This is a genomic window from Streptomyces spiroverticillatus (genome assembly GCA_014650415.1).
GTDB classification, from domain to species: domain Bacteria; phylum Actinomycetota; class Actinomycetes; order Streptomycetales; family Streptomycetaceae; genus Streptomyces; species Streptomyces spiroverticillatus.
Window position 1 is genome coordinate 10,985 of record BMUX01000036.1, and the last position, 22,227, is coordinate 33,211.

1 protein-coding gene (running past one end of the window) is annotated in these 22,227 nt (G+C 75.0%); it reads left to right on the forward strand.

Annotated elements, in window-relative coordinates; translation table 11 throughout:
• On the forward strand, nucleotides 1-22,227 hold the 5' portion of the coding sequence (locus tag IE269_RS41365) for a type I polyketide synthase (protein WP_189828525.1). Its footprint extends 6,786 nt past the window's final position; the window shows 22,227 of its 29,013 coding nt (coding positions 1-22,227); its start codon is at nucleotides 1-3; the stop codon falls past the right edge of the window.

Genomic DNA, 22,227 nt, shown 5'->3' on the forward strand with positions numbered 1-22,227 from the left:
ATGGGCAACGAGCAGAAACTCCGGGACTACCTCAAGCGGGCCAGCGCCGACCTGCAGCGCTCCCGGCAGCGGGTGAACGAGCTGGAGACGGCCGCCGCCGAGCCGATCGCCATTGTCGGCATGAGCTGCCGCTATCCGGGCGGCGTCGCTTCCCCGGAGGACCTGTGGGCCATGCTCGTGGAGGAACGGGACGGCATCACCGGGCTGCCGGCCGACCGCGGCTGGGAACTCGACCCCGCGGACGGTCCCACCGACATCCGGGGCGGCTTCCTTCAGGGGGCTGCCGACTTCGACCCCGCCTTCTTCGGTATCTCGCCCCGCGAGGCGCTGTCCATGGACCCGCAGCAGCGGGTGCTGCTGGAGGCGTCCTGGGAGGCCCTTGAGGGGGCCGGCATCGATCCGCTCGCCGTGCGGGCCACCCGTACAGGCATGTTCGTCGGAGCGATGCCGCAGGAGTACCGCACCGGGGCCGACGACGACGTGCAGGGCTTCGTCCTGACCGGCAACGCGACCAGCGTCATCTCGGGCCGCCTGGCCTACGTCCTCGGTACGGTCGGCCCTGCCGTCACCGTGGACACCGCTTGCTCCTCCTCGCTCGTCGCCCTCCACCTTGCCGCGCAGTCCCTGCGTTCCGGGGAGTCCGAACTCGCGCTCGCCGCGGGTGTCACCGTCATGTCCAGCCCTACCACCTTCGTGGAGTTCGCCCGGCAGGGCGGTTTGGCCGCGGACGGCCTGTGCCGTTCCTTCGCCGACTCGGCGAACGGCACCGGCTGGGCCGAGGGCGTCGGCGTGCTCGTCCTGGAGCGGCTCTCGGACGCCCGCCGCAACGGGCACCGGGTACTGGCCGTGGTCCGCGGCTCCGCCGTCAACCAGGACGGTGCGAGCAACGGCCTGACCGCGCCCAACGGGCCCTCCCAGCAACGGGTCATCGAGCAGGCGCTGCGCGGCGCCCGGCTCTCCGCCGACCAGGTCGACGCGGTCGAGGCCCACGGCACCGGAACCACCCTCGGCGACCCGATCGAGGCGCAGGCGCTGCTCGCCACCTACGGGCAGGACCGCGACGCCGAACGGCCGCTGCTGCTCGGCTCGGTGAAGTCCAACATCAGCCACACCCAGGCCGCCGCCGGTGTCGCGGGCGTCATCAAGACGGTGCTCGCCCTGCGCCACGAGCTGTTGCCCAGGACTCTGCACGTCGAGGAACCGTCCACGCACGTCGACTGGTCGGCGGGCGCGGTGAAGCTGCTCACCGAGCCCACCCCGTGGCCCCGGCGCGAGGAGCCGCGCCGGGCCGGGGTCTCCTCCTTCGGCCTCAGCGGCACGAACGCCCACGTCATCGTCGAGCAGGCCCCCGAGGACGCCGCCGTCCCCGGGCCGCGGGCGCCCGGGACGGTCGCACCGGGACCGCTGCCGTGGCTGGTGTCCGGCCGCACCCCGCAAGCCCTGCGCGGTCAGGCGGCCCGGCTGCGGGAGTTCCTGGCCCCAGGTCCTTCGCACTCCGACGTCGATCTCGCGTACTCCCTGGCCACCACCCGGGCCGGGCTGGAGCACCGCGCCGTGATCACGGCCGCCGACCGGGCCGGAGCGCTGGCCGCGCTCGCCTCCCTGGTGGACGGCGACGACGGAACCGCCGTGCGGGGCACCGTCCAGGCCCGTACCAAGCTCGGATTCCTCTTTGCCGGGCAGGGTTCGCAGCGGGCGAGTGCGGGGCGTGAGCTGTACGCCCGGTTCCCGGTGTTCGCAGCCGCTCTGGACGAGGTGCTGGAGCACGTGGACCGCGGGTTCGAGGTGTCGTTGCGGGAGGTGCTGTTCGCCGCCGACGGCAGCGAGCAGGCGGCGCTGCTGGACCGTACCGGCTATGCCCAGCCCGCCCTGTTCGCCCTCGAAGTCGCCCTCTTCCGGCTCGTCGCATCCCTCGGCCTCGCGCCGGACTACCTGACCGGGCACTCCGTCGGTGAGATCGCCGCCGCGCACTGTGCCGGGGTGTTCAGCCTGGCCGACGCGTGCACGCTGGTCTCGGCGCGGGCCCGGCTGATGCAGGCGCTGCCCGAAGGCGGTGCCATGGCCGCGCTCCAGGCCACCGAGGAGGAGGTGAGCGCCCGGCTCACCGGCGGGATCTCCGTCGCTGCCGTCAACGGACCGGATTCCGTCGTCGTCGCCGGAGACGCCGAACAAACCGCAGCCGTCGTCGCGCACTTCGCCGGACTCGGCCGGAAGACGAAGCCACTGCGGGTCTCGCACGCCTTCCACTCCCCGCTGATGGAACCGATGCTGGAGGAGTTCCGCGCCGTCGTCGCCGGACTCGACGCACAGCCCCCGGCCGTCCCCGTGATCTCCACCCTCACCGGCGTTCCCGCCACCGCCGCGCAGCTCGCCTCGCCCGACTACTGGGCCGACCACGCCCGCCGCACCGTGCGCTTCGCCGACGCCCTCACCTGGCTGACCGGCCACGGCGTCGGCGCACTCCTCGAACTCGGCCCGGACGGCGTCCTGTCGGCCCTCGCCCAGGCCGCCGCCGACGACGAGCCGGTGGCGAGCCCGCTGCTGCGCCCCGGCCGCCCGGAGGCCGCCACGCTCACCGAGGCCGTCGCCGCGCTCCACGTGCGCGGCATCGGCGTCGACTGGGAGGGCTGGTTCGCCGGTACGGGGGCCCGCCCCGTCGATCTGCCGACGTACGCCTTCGAACACCGCGCCTTCTGGCCCCGTACGGCACTGGGCCGTCACGCGGGAGACGTGCGCGGGGCCGGTCTGGGCGCCGCCCACCACCCGCTGCTGGCCGCCGCCGTGTCCCTCGCCAACTCCGACGGACTGCTGCTCACCGGACGGCTCTCCATCCGGTCCCACCCCTGGCTGGCCCAGCACGCCGTGCGCGGCTCCGTCCTGCTGCCCGGCACCGGCTTCCTGGAGCTGGCCGTCCGGGCCGGTGACGAGGTGGGCTGCGACCGGGTCGAGGAACTCACTCTCGCCGCGCCCATGGTCCTGCCCGAACACGGCGGAGTGCAGGTACAGGTGTGGGTCGGCAGCCCCGACCCGAGCGGGCGCCGCACCCTGACCGTCCACTCCCGGCCCGACACCGGCCAGGACGCGGCCGCCGACGAGGAACAGCCATGGACCCAGCACGCCCAGGGAGTGCTCGCCGCCACGGACCACCACCCCGCGGCCGAAGCCGGGCCCGCGGTCTGGCCCCCGGCCGACGCCCGCCCGCTGGACGTCGACGGCCTCTACGCGCGGATGGCCGAGGCGGGCTTCGGGTACGGGCCGTTGTTCCAGGGCGTACGGGCCGCCTGGCGCTCCGGCGACGACGTGTACGCCGAAGTCGCGCTGCCGGAAACCGCCACCGCCGCCGACGCGTTCGGCATCCACCCCGCCCTGCTCGACGCGGCCCTGCACCCCTGCGCCTTCCTCGACCTGGGCGAACACGGGCGCGGCGGACTGCCCTTCGCCTGGCAGGACGTCACCCTGCACGCCACGGGCGCCACCGCCGTCCGGGTCAGGCTCTCCCCGGCCGGTGACGACGCGGTCGCGCTGGCCGTCACCGACACCGAGGGGCGGCCGGTCGCCACCGTCGGCTCGCTCGTCCTGCGCGCACTGCCGGAGGCCGCGTCCGGCCCCGCCGACGCGCTCGCCCGCGAGTCCCTGTTCGAGCTGCGCTGGACCCGCCCGCGCGGCACCACCGCGTCGGTCGCCGCGTCGTCCGTCGCCGTCCTCGGCGAGGACCCGTACGGCCTCGGCGCGCCCTTCGTCAGGGCCGGGGGCGCCGCACCGCCCGCCGTGGTCCTCGCGCCCGTCCCCCCGACGGCCGCCGGGGACCCGGTCGCCGCCGCGCACGCCCTGACCGCGCGCGTCCTGAAGCAGCTCCAGGAGTGGCTGGACGACGACACCACCGCCGACTCCCGGCTCGTCATCGTGACCCGTGGCGCGGTCGCCGCACACGAGGACGAGGGCGTCGCCGACCCGGCCGCCGCGGCTGTCTGGGGACTCGTACGCTCCGCCCAGGCGGAGCACCCCGGGCGGTTCGGCCTGCTCGACCTGGACCCCGGCGCGCCCGCCGCCGTACCCCCGCAGGCCCCGGCCACAGCGGAGCCGCAAATCGCCGTCCGGGACGGCTCGATGCTCGTCGCCCGGCTCGCCAGAGCCCGCCGGGAGCCTGCCGAGGTGGCCCTCGACCCCGAGGGCACCGTCCTGATCACGGGTGGCCTCGGCGGTCTCGGCCGGGCCCTGGCCCGCCACCTGGTCACCGAGCGCGGCGTGCGCCACCTGCTGCTGGCGAGCCGGCGCGGCCCCGCCACCGAGGGCGCGGCGGAGTTCACCGACGAGCTGCGCGTACTCGGCGCCCGGGTCGCCGTCGAGGCCTGCGACCTCACCGACCGGGCAGCCGTCGACGGGCTCCTCGCCGCCGTCCCCGTCGCACACCCGCTGACCGCCGTGGTGCACGCCGCCGGCGTCCTCGACGACGGAGTGGTCACATCCCTGACCCCCGAGCGGATCAGCGCCGTCCTGCGGCCCAAGGCCGACGCCGTCTGGCACCTGCACCGGGCCACCGCGCGACACTGCCCGGACCTCGCTGCCTTCGTGCTGTTCTCCTCGCTCTCGGGCTCGGCCGGTGCGCCGGGTCAGGGCAACTACGCCGCGGCCAATGCCTTCCTCGACGCCGTCGCCCAGTTGCGGCGCGCCGCCGGACTCCCCGCCCGCTCGCTCGGCTGGGGTCCCTGGGCCCCCACCGCCGGAATGACGGGCGGAATGACCGACGCCGACCTGGAGCGCCTGGCCGCCCGGGGCACGCCCGCCCTCACCGAAGAGGACGGACTCGCCCTCTTCGACGCTGCCCTCGCCGTCGACTCTCCCGTCCTGCTGCCCGCCCGGCTCGACCTGCCGGTGCTGCGCGCATTGGGCGACGTACCGCCGCTGCTGCGCGGACTCGTCCGCACCCCCGCCCGGCGGTCCGTCGTCGCGGGCTCCGAAGCCGCCGCGGGACTCGTCCAGCGGCTCGCCCTCCTCGAAGGGGCGGACCGCACCGCGGCCGTCGTCGACCTCGTGCGTGCCCAGGTCGCAGCCGTGCTGCGACACGGCGGACCCGAGGACGTCGACCCGGTACGGCAGTTCCAGGACCTCGGCTTCGACTCGCTGACCGCGGTCGAACTGCGCAACCGGCTGCGCAGCACCACCGGACTGCGCACCTCCGCCACCGTGATCTTCGACTACCCGACCGTCACGGCCCTCGCCGGGCACCTCCTCGACGAACTCATGGGGGAGCGGGGCACCGCCGCCGTGGCCGCCGCCCCGCGCACTGCCGCGGCCCCGGACGACCCGATCGTCATCGTCGGCATGGGCTGCCGCTACCCGGGCGGGGTCGCCTCGCCCGACGACCTGTGGCAACTGGTCCACGAGGGCACCGACGCCGTCTCGGGACTGCCCACCGACCGCGGCTGGGACCTCGACGCGCTCTACCACCCGGACCCGGACCACCCCGGCACCGCGTACACCCGCTCCGGCGGATTCCTGCACGAGGCCGCCGAGTTCGACCCCCACTTCTTCGGGATGAGCCCGCGCGAGGCACTGGCCACCGACGCCCAGCAGCGGTTGCTCCTGGAGGCCTCCTGGGAGGCGATCGAGCGCGCGGGCATCGACCCGCTCTCGCTGCGCGGCTCGCAGACCGGCGTGTTCGCGGGCGTCATGTACAACGACTACTCCGCCACCCTCACCGACAGCCGCTTCGAGGGCCACCAGGGCAGCGGCACCTCGCCGTCCATCGCCACCGGCCGGGTGTCCTACACCCTCGGTCTCGAAGGCCCGGCTGTCACCGTGGACACCGCCTGCTCCTCCTCGCTCGTCTCGCTGCACTGGGCCATGCAGGCCCTGCGCGCCGGAGAGTGCTCGCTCGCCCTCGCGGGCGGCGTCACCGTCATGTCCACCCCGACCTCCCTCATCGAGTTCTCCCGTCAGCGCGGCCTGTCTCCGGACGGACGCTGCAAGGCGTACTCCGACAGCGCCGACGGCGTGGGCTGGGCGGAAGGCGTCGGCATACTCGTCCTGGAACGCCTCTCCGACGCCCGCCGCAACGGACACGACGTCCTCGCCGTGGTCCGCGGCTCCGCCGTCAACCAGGACGGCGCGTCCAACGGGCTCACCGCCCCCAACGGCCCCTCCCAGCAGCGCGTCATCCGCCAGGCACTGGCCGGCGCCGGTCTGGCCACCACGGACGTCGACGTCGTCGAGGGACACGGCACCGGCACCACCCTCGGCGACCCCATCGAGGCGCAGGCGCTGCTCGCCACCTACGGGCAGGACCGCGACGCCGAACGGCCGCTGCTGCTCGGCTCGGTGAAGTCCAACATCGGCCACACGCAGGCCGCCGCCGGAGTGGCGGGCGTCATCAAGATGGTCATGGCGCTGCGCCACGGGACGGTCCCGCGCAGCCTGTATGCGGCCGAGCCGTCCCGGCATGTCGAGTGGCAGTCCGGAGCCGTCGAGCTGCTGGCCGAGGAGACCCCCTGGCCGGAGACCGGCCGACCGCGCCGGGCCGGTGTCTCCTCCTTCGGCATCAGCGGAACCAACGCCCACGTCATCATCGAGCAGGCGCCCGCCCTGCCCGCGCCGGCCCCGCGCGAGGAGTCCCCGGTCACCGCCTGGCCGCTCGCGGGCCGGACCCCGGCCGCCCTGCGCGACCAGGCCGTCCGCCTGCGCGCGTACGCCGAGACGCACCCCGGTCTCGCCACCGGCGACATCGGTCTCTCCCTCGCCGCCACCCGGTCCGCCTTCGAGCACCGCGCCGTCGCCGTCGGCAGCCGCACCGAACTGCTGCACGCCCTGCGCGCCCTGGCCCGGGGCGAGGCCCACCCGGCACTGTGCGAAGGAGCGAGCGGCAGCGGCGGACTCGGTCTGCTCTTTGCCGGGCAGGGTTCGCAGCGGGCGGGTGCGGGGCGTGAGCTGTACGACCGGTTCCCGGTGTTCGCGGCGGCTCTGGACGAGGTGCTGGGGCACCTGGACCGCGGGTTCGAGGTGTCGTTGCGGGAGGTGCTGTTCGCCGCCGACGGCAGTGCGCAGGCGGCGCTGCTGGACCGTACCGGCTATGCGCAGCCCACCCTGTTCGCCCTCGAAGTTGCCCTCTTCCGGCTGGTCACCTCGCTGGGAGTGCGGCCCGGCCCGCTGCTCGGGCACTCCGTCGGTGAGATCGCCGCCGCGCACTGTGCCGGGGTGTTCAGCCTGGCCGACGCGTGCACGCTGGTCTCGGCGCGGGCCCGATTGATGCAGGCGCTGCCCGAAGGCGGTGCCATGGCCGCGCTCCAGGCCACCGAGGAGGAGGTGACCGCCCGGCTCACCGGCGGAATCTCCGTCGCCGCCGTCAACGGACCGCACTCAGTCGTCGTCGCCGGTGAGGAGGAACAAGTCCTCGCACTGGCCGGGCAGTTCACCGCCGAGGGCCGCAAGACCAAGCGGCTGCGGGTCAGCCACGCCTTCCACTCGGCGCGCATGGAGCCCATGCTCGACGCGTTCCGCGCCGTGGCCGAACAGCTCACGTACACCGCGCCCGTCCTCGACGTCGTGTCCAACGTGACCGGCAGGATCGCCACGGCCGAGGAACTGTGCGCCCCCGACTACTGGGTGGAGCACGTCCGCCGCACCGTCCGCTTCGCCGACGGCGTGCGCGCCGCCCGCGCGGCCGGTGCCACCACCTTCCTCGAACTCGGCCCGGACGGGGTACTGTCCGCCCTCGCCCAGGACGTCATTGGCGACGACGCCGTCGAAGCGGTCCCGCTGCTGCGCACCGGCCGCGACGAGGAGCAGAACGCCGCCTCGGCGCTCGCCCGGCTCCACGTCCGGGGCGTCGCCGTGGACTGGGCCGCCCACTGCGCCCCGACCGGCGCACGCCGGGTCGAACTGCCCACGTACGCCTTCCAGCACGAGCGCTACTGGCCCGAGCGGACCGCCGCCTCGGCGGCCCCCGGGAGCACCGGCCCCGCCGACACCGCCCTGTGGGGCGCGGTCGAGCGCGGCGACGCCGACGGTGTGGCGGGCATCCTCGGCCTGCGCGACGAGCAGCACGCCGGTCTTGCCGCGCTGCTGCCCGCCCTGTCGACGTACCGGCACCACCACGCCGAGCAGACCCTGCTGGACTCCGCCCGCCACCGCGTCCGGTGGCAGCAGGTCCGCGCGGCCGCCGCACCCGTCCTGGACGGCACCTGGCTCGTCCTGACCACCGACGCCGTCGAGGACACCGAACTCCTCGACGCCCTGCGCGGGCACGGTGCCCGCTTCACCCGCCTCGCCCTCGATGGCGCCTGCCTGGACCGCGCCGAACTCGCCGCCCGGCTCACCGCGGCGGGGGAGCACCACGGTCTGCTGTCGCTGCTGCCGCTGGCCGACGCCGCCGTGTCCCGGGGCGGCGACCTGCCCGAAGGTCTTGCACTCGCAGTGGTCCTCGCCCAGGCCCTGCACGACACCGGCAGCACCGCACCGCTGTGGACCGTCACCCGCGGTGCCGTTGCCACCGGCGGCGCCGACCCCGTCACCCGGCCCGTCCAGGCGGCCGCCTGGGGTCTGGGCCGGGTGGCCGCCCTGGAACGGCCGCACGCCTTCCACGGTCTTGTCGACCTGCCCGAGAGCCTGTCCGCGCCCGCCGTGCAGCGCCTTGTCAGCGCCCTGGCCACCGTCCCCGGCGACGCCGCCGAAGACCAGCTCGCCCTGCGCGGCAGCGCCACGTACGCACGCCGTCTGGTACGCGGCCCCGCCGCCGAACTCCCCAAGGACGGGGCCTTCACCGCCACCGGCACCGTGCTCGTCACCGGCGGCACCGGCGCCCTGGGCGCGGAGGTGGCCCGCTGGCTCGCCCGGCACGGAGCCGGCCACCTGATCCTCACCAGCCGACGCGGTCCGGCCGCCCCCGGCGCCGCCGAACTGGCCGACGAACTGCGCGAGCTGAGCACCGAGGTCACCCTCGCCGCGTGCGACGTCGCCGACCGGGACGCCCTGGCCGCCCTGCTGGCCTCCGTACCGGCCGAGCACCCGCTGACCGGTGTCGTCCACGCGGCGGGGCTCGGCCAGGCCGCCCCGCTCGCCGCGACCCCGCTCGCCGACGTGCGTGAGTACGCCGCCGCCAAGATGCTCGGCGCGGCCCACCTCGACGAGCTCCTCAAAGACCGGGACCTGGACTTCTTCGTCCTGTTCTCCTCCGTCGCCGGAGTCTGGGGCAGCGCCGGGCAGAGCGCGTACGCCGCCGCCAACGCCTACCTCGACGCGCTTGCCGAACACCGCCGCGCCCGCGGCCTGAACGCCACCTCCCTGGCCTGGGGACCCTGGGCCGAGGCAGGCATGGCCACCCACGAGGCCGTCTCCGACAGCCTCGCCCGCCAGGGCCTGCGCTTCCTCCCGCCTGCCACCGCCCTGGCCGAGCTGGGCCGGGCGATCCTCCAGCAGGACACCGCCGTCACCGTCGCCGACGTCGACTGGCCGACGTACGTGCCGGTCTTCACCGCGGCCCGCCCCAGCCGCCTGTTCGGCGAACTCCCCGAGGTCCGCGCACTCGCCACCGCCCCGAAGAGCGAAGCGACCGCCTCCGACTTCGTACGCAAGGTCCGCGCGCTCCCGGAGCCCGAGCGTGACCGGACGCTGGTGGACCTGGTGCGCCGCGAGGCGGCCACCGTCCTCGGCCACGCCTCCGCCGAGTCCGTCGCCACCACCCGCGCCTTCCGCGACGCGGGCTTCGACTCGCTGACCGCCGTCGAACTGCGCAAGCGGCTGGCGACCGTCACCGGTCTGGTGCTGCCCAGCACCATGGCCTTCGACCACCCGACGCCGGTCGCCCTCGCCGCCTTCCTGCACGGCGAGATACTCGGCTCGGCCGAGGACCGGGCAGCGCCGCGGGCCGTGCTCGCCGGCCGCCACGACGAACCCGTCGCCATCGTCGGCATGAGCTGCCGCTTCCCCGGCGGGGTCCGCTCCCCGCAGCAGTTCTGGCAGCTGATCGCCGACGGCGTGGACGCGATCTCCGAGTTCCCCGTCAACCGCGGCTGGCCCGAGGACCTCTACGACGCGGACCCCGACGCGGGCGGCAAGACGTACTCCGTGAGCGGCGGATTCCTGCACGAGGCCGGTGAGTTCGACGCCGGGTTCTTCGGCATCTCGCCGCGCGAGGCCCTCTCCATGGACCCGCAGCAGCGGCTGCTCCTGGAGAGCACCTGGGAGGCGTTCGAGTCGGCGGGCATCGACCCGGCCGCCGTGCACGGCAGTGCCACCGGAACCTTCATCGGCTCCACCTACCAGGAGTACGGCACCGGAATGGACGACGCGTCCGCCGGCCACGCCGTCACCGGCACCAGCCCCAGCGTCCTCTCCGGCCGCCTCGCCTACCTCTTCGGCCTCGAAGGTCCGGCCGTCACCGTCGACACCGCCTGCTCCTCCTCGCTGGTGGCCCTGCATCTGGCCTGCCAGTCCCTGCGCAACGGCGAGAGCTCCCTCGCGCTGGCTGGCGGCGCCACCGTCATGACCAACCCTGCCCCGTTCATCGCCTTCAGCCGACAGCGCGCACTGGCCGCCGACGGCCGCTGCAAGCCCTTCTCCGAGGCCGCCGACGGCATGACACTCGCCGAAGGCGTGGGCGTCGTCGTCCTGGAGCGCCTCTCCGACGCCCGGGCCAACGGACACGACGTGCTGGCCGTGGTCCGCGGCTCCGCCATCAACCAGGACGGCGCCTCCAACGGGCTCACCGCCCCCAACGGGCCCTCCCAGCAGCGCGTCATCCGCCAGGCGCTCAGCAACGCCGGCCTGACCGCCGCCGACATCACCGCCGTCGAGGCCCACGGCACCGGCACCGCTCTCGGCGACCCCATCGAGGCCCAGGCACTCCAGGCCGTCTACGGACGGGGCCGGGGCGCCGACAACCCGCTGCTGCTCGGCTCGGTGAAGTCCAACATCGGCCACACCCAGTCCGCGGCGGGCGTCGCGGGCGTCATCAAGATGGTCATGGCGCTGCGCGGCGGCCTGCTCCCGCGGACCCTGCACGCCGACGAACCGTCCTCGCACATCGACTGGAGCGACGGCACGGTCGCCCTGCTGCACACCCCGACCGCCTGGACGCCAGGCGAGCGGGCCCGCCGCTGCGCGGTGTCGTCCTTCGGCATCAGCGGCACCAACGCCCACGTGGTCCTGGAGGAGGCACCGGAGACCGCGGCGGGCCTGGACGGAGTGCCGGAGCCCCCGGTGGTCCTGGAAGCGGTACGTGAGGTCCCGGCGGCATCCGACGGCCCGGCGGCCCCGGGCCCCGCAGAGCGGCAGGCCGGGCTCCTGGCCGCCGCGGACGCGTCCGCCCCGGAGCGCCGGACGACACCCTGGGTGCTGTCCGCCAGGACACCCGGTGCCCTACGGGCCCAGGCCGCCCGACTGGCCGAACACCTCGACCGCCAGGGCGCGGCAACGCGTCCGGCGGACATCGGCCACTCCCTCACCAGCACGCGCGCCCTGTTCGAGCACCGGGCCGTGATCCTCGGCGAGGACACCGGCCACCTGCGCACGGAACTCGACACCCTGGCCGCCGGGGGCTCGTCCGCCGCCGTCGTCCACGGGACCGCCGACCTCGACGGCAAGACCGTGTTCGTCTTCCCCGGCCAGGGCTCCCAGTGGATGGGCATGGCCGCCGAACTCCTCGACGAGTCACCGGTCTTCGCCGCCCGTGTGCACGAGTGCGCCGCCGCCTTGGCGGCCCACACCGACTGGTCGCTGATCGACGTCCTGCGCCGCGCGGAGGGCGCACCCTCCCTGGACCGGGTCGACGTCGTCCAGCCTGCGACCTTCGCGGTCATGGTCTCGCTCGCCCACCTGTGGGCCTCGTACGGCGTCACCCCCGACGCCGTGGTCGGCCACTCGCAGGGCGAGATCGCCGCCGCCGCCGTCGCCGGGGCCCTCACCCTGGACGACGCCGCCCGTGTGGTGGCCCTGCGCAGCCAGGCCATCGCCCGTCGCCTGGCGGGCTCCGGCGGCATGGTCTCCGTGCCGCTCTCCGCCGAGGAGGTCGAGGAACGTCTCGCCGCGGGTGGCAGCGGTATCTGCGTCGCCGCGGTCAACGGGCCCCGGACGGTGGTCGTCGCCGGAGCCCCCGGGGAACTGGACGCGCTCATCGAGGAGCTGGCCGCCGAGAACGTGCGGGCCCGCCGCATCGCCGTCGACTACGCCTCCCACTCCGCCCAGGTCGAGCAGCTTGAGGACGAGCTGCTGACCGCCCTGGCCCCCGTACGCCCGCGCACCACCGAGATCCCCTTCTTCTCCACCGTGAACGGCGACTGGCTGGACACCGTCGCTCTGGACGCCGCGTACTGGTACCGCAACCTGCGCCGGCCGGTGCGCTTCGGTCCCGCCGTGGCCGCCCTGCTCGACCAGGGCCACCAGGTCTTCGTCGAGTCCAGCCCGCACACCGTGCTGACCATGGCCGTCCAGGCCGTGGCCGAGGACACCGGCCACCGGGCCGCCGCGCTCGGCACCCTGCGCCGCGACAAGGGCGGCACGGCACGCTTCCTGTCCTCCCTCGCCGAGGCGTTCGTCCGCGGCGCACGGGTGGACTGGAGCCCCGTCTTCGAGGACTCCGGCGTCCACCGCGTCGCCCTGCCCACGTACGCCTTCCAGCGCGAGCACCTGTGGGCGCTGCCCGGCAGGCCGCGCACGGCGGGCGGGGCGGACCCGGCGGACGCCGCGTTCTGGACCGCCGTCGAGGAGTCGGACGTCGAGTCGCTGGCCGCCGGGCTGCGCATGGACACGGCCGAACTCACCCCGCTGCTGCCCGCCCTCGCCGGCTGGCGACGCCGCAGCCGCGACCGCGCGGCGGTGGACACCTGGCGCTACCGAGCCGTCTGGAAGCCGCTGGGCGCGCTGCCGCCCGCACGCCTCGCCGGCACCTGGCTCGTCGTCACCACCGCCGACGCCCCGGCCGACCCCGACATCGCCGAAGCGCTGTCGGCCGCGGGGGCCGACGTACGGCACCTGCTGCTGGACGACGCGTGCGCCGACCGGGCCGTGCTCGCCGAGCGCCTGGCGGCCGAGACTGCCGTACTGGCCGAGGACGCCGCACCGGCCGGGACCGCCGCACCGGCCGAGGACGGCACGCACCTCACCGGCATCGTCTCGCTCCTGGCCGCCGACGAATCCCCGGGCCGGGCCCTGCCCGCGCTCACCACCGGGCTCGCCCTGACGCTCTCGCTGGTCCAGGCCCTCGGCGACGCGGGCATCGACGCACCCCTGTGGTGCGTCACCCGGGGCGCCGTGTCCACCGGGCGCGCGGACCGGCTCACCCACCCGCTCCAGGCCCAGATCCACGGCCTGGGCTGGACCACGGCGCTGGAGCACCCCGACCGCTGGGGCGGCGTCGTCGACCTGCCCGGGGGTGCGCTGGACGCCCGCGGCCGTGAACGTCTGGCCGCCATGCTCTGCGGCACGGCCGGCGAGGACCAGCTCGCCCTGCGCGCCTCGGGCGTCCTGGCCCGCCGCATCGCCCGGGCCACGACGGGCGGCGACCTCGGCGGGGGAACCTGGCACCCGCGCGGCACCACCCTGATCACCGGCGGCACCGGCACCCTGGCCCCGCACCTTGCCCGCTGGCTCGCCGGTCAGGGCGCCGAGCACCTCGTGCTCACCAGCCGGCGCGGCGCGGACGCACCCGGCACCGCCGAACTGGTCGCGGAGCTGCGAGAGCTGGGCTGCGAGGCGGAGTTCCGCAGCTGCGACCTCACCGACCGCACGGCCGTCGCCGCCCTCCTGGAGGCACTGACCGCGGAGGGCCGCACGGTACGCAACGTCGTGCACACCGCGGCCGTCATCGAGCTGGCCTCCCTGGAGGAGACCAGCCCCGAGGCGTTCGCCAAGGTCCTCGACGCGAAGGTCACCGGCGCCCGGCACCTCGACGCACTCCTCGACGACGACCAGCTCGACGCGTTCGTCCTGTACTCCTCCACCGCCGGGATGTGGGGCAGCGGCCGGCATGCCGCGTACGTCACCGCGAACGCCTACCTCAACGCGCTCGCCGAGCACCGCCGGGCGCGCGGCGCACACGCCACCTCGGTCTCCTGGGGCATCTGGTCCGACGACCTGAAGCTCGGCCGCGTCGACCCGGGCCAGATCCGGCGCAGCGGCCTGAACTTCATGGACCCGCAACTGGCCCTCACCGGGCTGCGCCAGGCCCTCGCCGAGGACGCGGCCGTCGTCACCGTCGCCGACATCGACTGGGACCGCTACCACCCGGTGTTCACCTCGGGGCGGCCCACCGCCCTGTTCGAGGACATCGACGAGGTGGCGAAGCTGGCGCGGCAGGCGGCCGAACAGCCCTCGGGTGACAGTGAGTTCACCGCCCGGCTGCGGACGATGTCCGACGCCGAACAGGACCGGGCACTGCTGGACCTCGTACGCGCCGAAGCGGCGATCGCCCTCGGGCACGCCTCCCCGGACGTGCTGTCCGAGCAGCGGGCGTTCCGCGACGTGGGCTTCGACTCGCTGACCGCCGTCGACCTGCGCAACCGGCTGTCCGCCGTCACTGGTCTCACCCTGCCCAGCACCATGGTTTTCGACTACCCCAACCCCCTTTCCCTGGTGGGCTTCCTGCGGACGCAGGTCGCGGGCGCCGGTACCGGGACCGCGACGGCCGCCCCGGCGGCCGCGACCGCGCTCGGGGACGACGAGCCCATCGCGGTGATCGGCATGAGCTGCCGCTACCCGGGCGGCGTCGCCACCCCGGAGGACCTGTGGCGGCTCGTCACCACCGCCGGTGACGCCACCGGCGAGTTCCCCCTCGACCGGGGCTGGGACGCCGAAGGCCTCTACGACCCCGACCCCGACCGGCCCGGCAAGACGTACTCGACGCGCGGCGGATTCCTGGACTCCGCGACCGAGTTCGACGCGGCCTTCTTCGGTATCTCGCCCCGCGAGGCCCTCTCCATGGACCCGCAGCAGCGCCTGCTGCTCGAAACCTCCTGGGAGGCTCTGGAGCGCGCCGGGATCGACCCGGCGGCGCTGCGCGGCAGCCGCACCGGCACCTTCATCGGCGCCAGCTACCAGGACTACACCTCGGGCGGCTCCGCCCAGGACGGCGCCGAGGGCCATCTGGTCACCGGCACCGTGCCGTCCGTCCTGTCCGGGCGGATCTCCTACACCTTCGGCTTCGAGGGTCCCGCCGTCACCCTCGACACCGCCTGCTCCTCCTCGCTGGTGGCGCTGCACCTGGCCTGCCAGTCGCTGCGCGGCGGCGAGTCCACGCTCGCCCTCGCGGGCGGCGTCAGCATCATGGCCACACCCAACGCCTTCGTCGGGTTCAGCCGCCAGCGCGCCATGGCGGTGGACGGCCGCTGCAAGCCGTACGCCGAGGCCGCCGACGGCATGAGCCTCGCGGAGGGCGTCGGGCTGGTCCTGGTCGAGCGGCTGTCGGACGCCCTGGCCAACGGCCACCGGGTGCTGGCCGTCATCCGCGGCTCCGCCGTGAACCAGGACGGCGCCTCCAACGGCCTGACCGCCCCCAACGGCCCCTCCCAGCAGCGCGTCATCCGCCAGGCACTCGCCAACTCGGGCGTCAGCGCCGCCGAGATCGACGCCGTCGAAGGACACGGCACCGGCACCCGCCTGGGCGACCCCATCGAGGCGCAGGCGCTGCTCGCCACCTACGGCCAGGACCGCGACGGCGAACGGCCGCTGCTGCTCGGCTCGGTGAAGTCCAACATCGGCCACACGCAGATGGCCTCCGGCGTCGCGAGCGTCATCAAGATGGTCATGGCGATGCGGCACGGCACCCTGCCCGCGAGCCTGCACATCGACCGCCCCTCCACCCACGTGGACTGGACGGCGGGCGCGATCGAGCTGCTGACCGGCGCACGGGACTGGCCGCGCACCGGCCGCCCGCGCCGCGCCGCCGTCTCCTCCTTCGGCCTCAGCGGCACCAACGTCCACACCGTCCTGGAGCAGGCCCCTGTCACCGAACCCGCCGGGTCCGCCGAGCCCGGGACGCTCGCGAGCACACCGCCGACGGATGTGGTCCCGCTGGTGCTGTCCGGCCGCACCGAAGCCGCCCTGCGCGCCCAGGCCGGCCGACTGCTGGACGCGGTCGCCGAGCAGCCGGACACGGCGCTGCCCGACCTCGGGCGTGCCCTGGCCACGGGCCGTGCCGCCCTGGAGCACCGGGCCGCCGTGGTCACCGACTCCCGCGAGGAACTCGTCCGGTCACTGACCGCCCTGCGCGACAGTCTGCCGGACGCCGCCCTGCTGAGCGCCCGGGCCGCCGCGCGCTCCCGCACGGCGTTCCTGTTCTCCGGGCAGGGCTCCCAGCGTCCCGGCGCGGGCCGTGAACTGTACGACAGGTATCCGGTGTTCGCCGACGCGCTCGACGCCGTACTGGCCCTCTTCGACCTCGAACTGGAACGGCCCCTGCGCGAGGTGATGTTCGCCGCGCCCGACAGCGCGGAAGCCGCGCTGCTCGACGACACGGCCTACACCCAGCCCGCCCTGTTCGCCCTGGAGGTGGCCCTGCACCGGCTCGTCGAGTCCTGGGGCGTACGGGCCGACCACCTGGCCGGGCACTCCGTCGGCGAACTCGCCGCCGCCCACGTGGCCGGGGTGTTCTCCCTGGAGGACGCGTGCACGCTGGTCGCCGCACGCGGCCGGCTGATGTCGGCACTGCCCGCCGGGGGCGCGATGGTCTCCGTGGAGGCCACCGAGGAGGAGACGCTGCCGCTGCTGGCCGGCCACGAGGACCGGATGGCGCTCGCCGCCGTCAACGGCCCCCGGTCAATTGTCCTGTCCGGCGACGAGGAGGCGGTCCTGGAGCTCGCCGAGCGCTTCGCCGCACAGGGCCGCCGGACCAGGCGGCTGCGGGTGAGCCACGCTTTCCACTCGCCGCACATGGATCCGATGCTCGACGCCTTCGCCCGTGTCGCCCGGGGGGTCGCCTACCACGCACCGAAGATCCCGCTGGTGTCGTCCGTGACCGGCGAGGTCGCCGACGCCGAGCGGCTGTGCACCCCCGAGTACTGGGACGAGCAGGTGCGTGCCACGGTGCGGTTCGCCGATGCCGCCCGCCGCCTCGCCGCACTGGACACCACCGTGCTCCTGGAGATCGGCCCGGACGCCGTACTCAGCGGCGCGGCCCAGGAGTCCGTGGCCGACGAGCGGGTCACCGTGGTGCCCGCCCTGCGCAGGGACCGCGCGGAGGTCCCGGCACTGACCGCGGCCCTGGCCCGCCTGCACACGAACGGCGTACGCGCCGACTGGGCCGCGTTCTTCCCCGCAAGCGGCTGCGACGTCTTCGAGGACCTGCCGACGTACGCCTTCCAGCGGCAGCGGTACTGGCCGGAGGCCGGCCGGGCAGATGCGGCCGCGACCACCGAGGACCCGGTGGACTCGGCGTTCTGGGCGGCCGTCGAGCGGGCCGACCTGCCCGCGCTCGGCGCCGACCTCGGCCTGGACGACGCCACGCTGACGGCCGTCGTCCCCGCCCTCACCTCGTGGCGGCGCAAGCGCCGCGCCGCGTCGACCGTGGACGGCTGGCGCTACGGCAGCAGCTGGCAGCCGCTGCCCGCCACCCCCGGTACGCCCGCCGCGCTCACCGGAGCCTGGCTGTGCCTGGTGGCCGCAGACGAAGAGGACGGCACGGAACTGCTGCACCGCCTCGGCGGCGACCTGATCACCCTCACGGTGTCGCGCGGTGCGACGCGTGACACGCTGGCCGGGAGACTGCGCGAACTGGCCTCCCCCAACAGCGCGTTCACCGGAGTGCTGTCCCTGCTGGCGCTCCAGGACGAGGGCCTGCTGCCGACGGCCACCGCTGTCCAGGCCCTCGGCGACGCCGGGATCGGGGCCCCGCTGTGGTGCCTGACCCGGGGCGCCGTCAGCATCGGCCGCTCCGACCGGCTCGGCCGGCCCGACCAGGCCGCAGTGTGGGGACTGGGCCGCAGCGCGGCTCTGGAACACCCCGGGCGCTGGGGAGGCCTTCTCGACCTGCCGGAGGTCCTGGACGAGCCCGCCGTCAGGCGGATCGCGGGACTGCTCGCGCAGGACGGCGGCTCCGGCAGCACCGGCGGCGAGGACCAGCTGGCCGTGCGCGCCGCGGGTGTGTACGCCCGCCGGCTGACCCGCCTCCCGGCGGCCGACCCCGGGGACGCCCGCCCGTACGTGCCCACCGGAACCGTTCTGATCACCGGCGGTACCGGCGGGATCGGCGCGCACCTCGCCCGTCGGCTCGCCGCCCGCGGCGCGGCCCACCTGCTGCTCGTCGGCCGACGTGGTGCCGACGCGCCCGGTGCCGCTGAACTGGTCGCGGAAATACGGCAGTCGGGTACCGAGGTCACCCTGGCCGCCTGCGACGTGGCCGACCGCGACCCACTGGCCCGCGTCCTGGCCGACGTACCGAAGCACCTGCCGCTGACGGCGGTCTTCCACGCGGCGGGCGTGGTCCAGGACGGTGTCCTCGACACGCTCACCCCGGAGGCGTTCGCCGCCGTACTCGGCCCGAAGGCCACGGCCGCACGGCACCTGCACGAGCTGACCCGCGACGCGGACCTGGACGCCTTCGTGCTGTTCTCGTCCACCGCGGCGAGCCTCGGCGCGGCCGGACAGGCCAACTACGCCGCCGCCAACGCGTTCCTGGACGCCTTCGCCGAGCACCGGCGCGGGCAGGGCCTGCCCGCGACCTGCATCGCCTGGGGTCCGTGGGCCGGCACCGGCATGGCCGGCGAAGGGACCGGCATCGGGGCCAGGGTCCGCCGGGGCGGCTACACGCCCATGGCGCCGGAGCTCGCGCTCGACGCCCTCACCCGTTCCCTGGACCACGCGGGCCCGGCCGTCGTGACCGTGGCGGACATCGACTGGGCCCGGTTCGCCCAGGTGTTCACCGCGGTGCGACCTCTCCCGCTGATCCGCGACCTCGCCGAGACCCGTCCCACCGCCCCGGCGGCGCAGCCCGCGGCCGGTGACGAGAACGGCCTGCGGCAGCGGCTCACGGCACTGCCCGCGGCCGGACGCGCCAGGTTCGTGCTGGACTTTCTGCGGGCCCAGGTGGCCGCCGTGCTCGGCCACGCCGACGCCGTGGCCGTCGACGCCGACCAGGCGTTCACCGACCTCGGCTTCGACTCGCTGACCATCGTCGAGCTGCGCAACACCCTCACCGCGACCACCGGCCTCTCCCTGCCCGCCACCCTCGTCTACGACCACCCGACCCCGCAGGACCTCGCCGCCCACCTGCTCGCCGAACTGCTGGGCGACGAGGAGTCGCAGGACCGGGCCCCGGCTGTCCCCGGCACGGCGACCGCCACGGACCAGGACCCGATCGTGATCGTCGGCATGGGCTGCCGGTTCCCGGGCGGGGTCACCTCTCCCGAGGACCTGTGGCGGCTCCTCGCGAACGGCGAGGACGCCATCTCCGCCTTCCCCGCCGACCGCGGCTGGGACCTCGACACCCTCGGCCGGGGCGGCTCCGCCACCCTGGAAGGCGGCTTCCTGGACGGCGTCGGCCTGTTCGACGCGCGCTTCTTCGGCATCTCGCCGCGGGAGGCGCTCGCCATGGACCCGCAGCAGCGCCTGCTCCTGGAGACCTCCTGGGAGGCCCTGGAGCGGTCCGGGATTGCCCCCGACTCGCTGCGCGCCAGCGCCACCGGGGTCTTCATCGGCACCAACGGTCAGGACTACACGTCCGTCCTGCGCCGCGGCACCAGCGACGTCCAGGGTCACGTCGCCACCGGCAACACCGCCAGCGTGATGTCCGGCCGACTCTCCTACACCCTGGGCCTGGAAGGCCCGGCCGTCACCGTCGACACCGCCTGCTCCTCCTCGCTCGTCGCCCTCCACCTCGGCATCCGCGCCCTGCGCGGCGGCGAATGCTCCCTGGTCCTGGCCGGCGGCGTCTCGGTGATGTCGAGCCCCGACTCGTTCGTCGAGTTCTCCGCCCAGGGCGGCCTCGCTCCCGACGGCCGCTGCAAGGCCTTCGCCGACAGTGCCGACGGCACCTCCTGGTCGGAGGGCGCGGGCGTCCTCGTCCTGGAACGCCTCTCCGACGCCCGTCGGCACGGGCACACCGTCCTGGCCGTGCTGCGCGGCGCCGCCGTCAACCAGGACGGTGCCAGCAACGGGCTGACCGCACCCAACGGGCGCGCCCAGCAGCGCGTCATCCGCCAGGCACTGGCCGACGCGGGCCTGGCGCCCGCCGACGTCGACGCGGTCGAGGCGCACGGCACCGGCACCCCGCTCGGCGACCCGATCGAGGCCGGCGCGCTGATCGCCGCGTACGGGAAGGACCGCGAACGGCCGCTGCTCCTGGGTGCCGTCAAGTCCAACCTCGGTCACACCCAGGCCGCCGCCGGTATGGCCGGCGTCATCAAGATGGTCATGGCCATGCGACACGGGGTGCTTCCGCGGACCCTGCACGTGGACACCCCGTCCACCCACGTGGAGTGGGCCGACGAGGCCGTCTCCCTGGTTCGCGAGGAACAGGACTGGCCCGCCACCGGGCGCCCGCGCCGCTCGGGGGTCTCCGCCTTCGGCGTCAGCGGCACCAACGCGCACGTGATCGTGGAGCAGGCGCCGCCCGCACCCGACGCGGCACCGGCCCCCAGCGCGCCGTCGGTCGCGCCGTGGGTGGTGTCCGGCAAGTCCCCGGCCGCGCTCGACGCGCAGCTCGCGCAGCTGGCCGGGGTGGCGGCGCCGACGACGGACGTGGGCTTCTCGCTCGCCGCCGGACGCACCCACCTCGCGCATCGGGCAGTGCTCGTGGCGGGCGCGGAGATCGCCAGAGGGACGGCCGCCGAGCGGTCCCTCGCGGTGCTCTTCTCCGGCCAGGGCTCGCAGCGGCCCGGCATGGGCCGCGAACTGTACGCCCGCTTCCCGTTGTTCGCCGAGGCCTTCGACGCCGCCTGCGCCGGGCTCGACCAGGAACTGGACAGCCCGCTGCGCGAGGTGGTCTGGGGGACGGACGCGGCCCGGAGCGACCGTACGCAATACGCCCAGGCCGGGCTGTTCGCGGTCGAGGTCGCGTTGTACCGGCTGGCCGAATCGCTCGGCGTGCAGCCCGACTTCGTCGCCGGCCACTCGATCGGCGAAGTGACGGCCGCCCACGTGGCGGGCGTGCTCACCCTCGCCGACGCGTGCACCCTGGTGGCCGCCCGCGGCAGGCTGATGGAAGCTCTGCCCGAAGGCGGTGCCATGGCCGCGCTCCAGGCGACGGAGGAGGAAGTCCGGCCGCTGCTCGGGGAGTCCGTCTCCCTGGCCGCCGTCAACGGACCTTCCTCGGTGGTCGTCTCGGGAGCGGCCGACGCGGTGGAGGCCGTACGGGCCGAGTTCGCCGCAACGGGCCGCAGGACGACCCGGCTGCGGGTCTCGCACGCCTTCCACTCGCCGCTCATGGAACCCATGCTGGACGCCTTCCGGCAGGTCGTCTCCCGGCTGTCCTTCGCCCCGCCGCAGCTGCCGCTCGTCTCGAACGTGACGGGCGCCCTCGCGACGGCGGAGCTGCTGTGCGACCCGGAGTACTGGGTGCGGCACGTCCGCGAGAGTGTCCGGTTCGGCGACGGAGTCCGCGCCCTCCACGAAGCGGGGGCCAACGCCTTCCTCGAACTGGGTCCGGACGGCGTCCTGGCCGCCCTCGCCGAGCAGAACCTCGCGGGCGGCAGTCACGTGATCACCCCGGCCCTGCGCGGGGAGCGCCCCGAGGAGGTCGCGTTCGTCACCGGTCTGGCCAGGCTGCACGTCAGCGGCGTACGGGTCGACTGGACCCGCCTGTACGAGGGTGTCGGCGCCCGGCGCACCGACCTGCCCACCTACCCCTTCCAGCGGGAGCTGTACTGGCCCGAGCCCGCCGCCCGCCCCGCACCGGGAAGCGCCGCGCAGGAGAACAACGCGTACGATGCCGACTTCTGGACGGCGGTGGAACGTGGCGACCTGCCGGAACTCTCCGCCACCCTGGGCCTGGCCGAGGACGAGGAGGCGCTGACGGCGCTCCTGCCGGCCCTGTCGGCCTGGCGACGCGGCCTCGACGAGAACACCGTGGTCGACGGCTGGCGCTACCGGACCACCTGGAAGCCGCTGGGTACCGCCCCGGCCGACACGCTCCACGGGACCTGGCTGGCACTCGTACCGGAGAACCGTCCGGACGGCGCGTGGGCGGCCGCGATCGTGGACGCCCTCGGGCCGGACGCGGTGTGCGTGGCGGTCGACCCGGCCGACGGCACGCACCTCGCCGCGCGGCTGGCGGGGCTCGGCGGTCGGTTCGACGGCGTGCTGTCC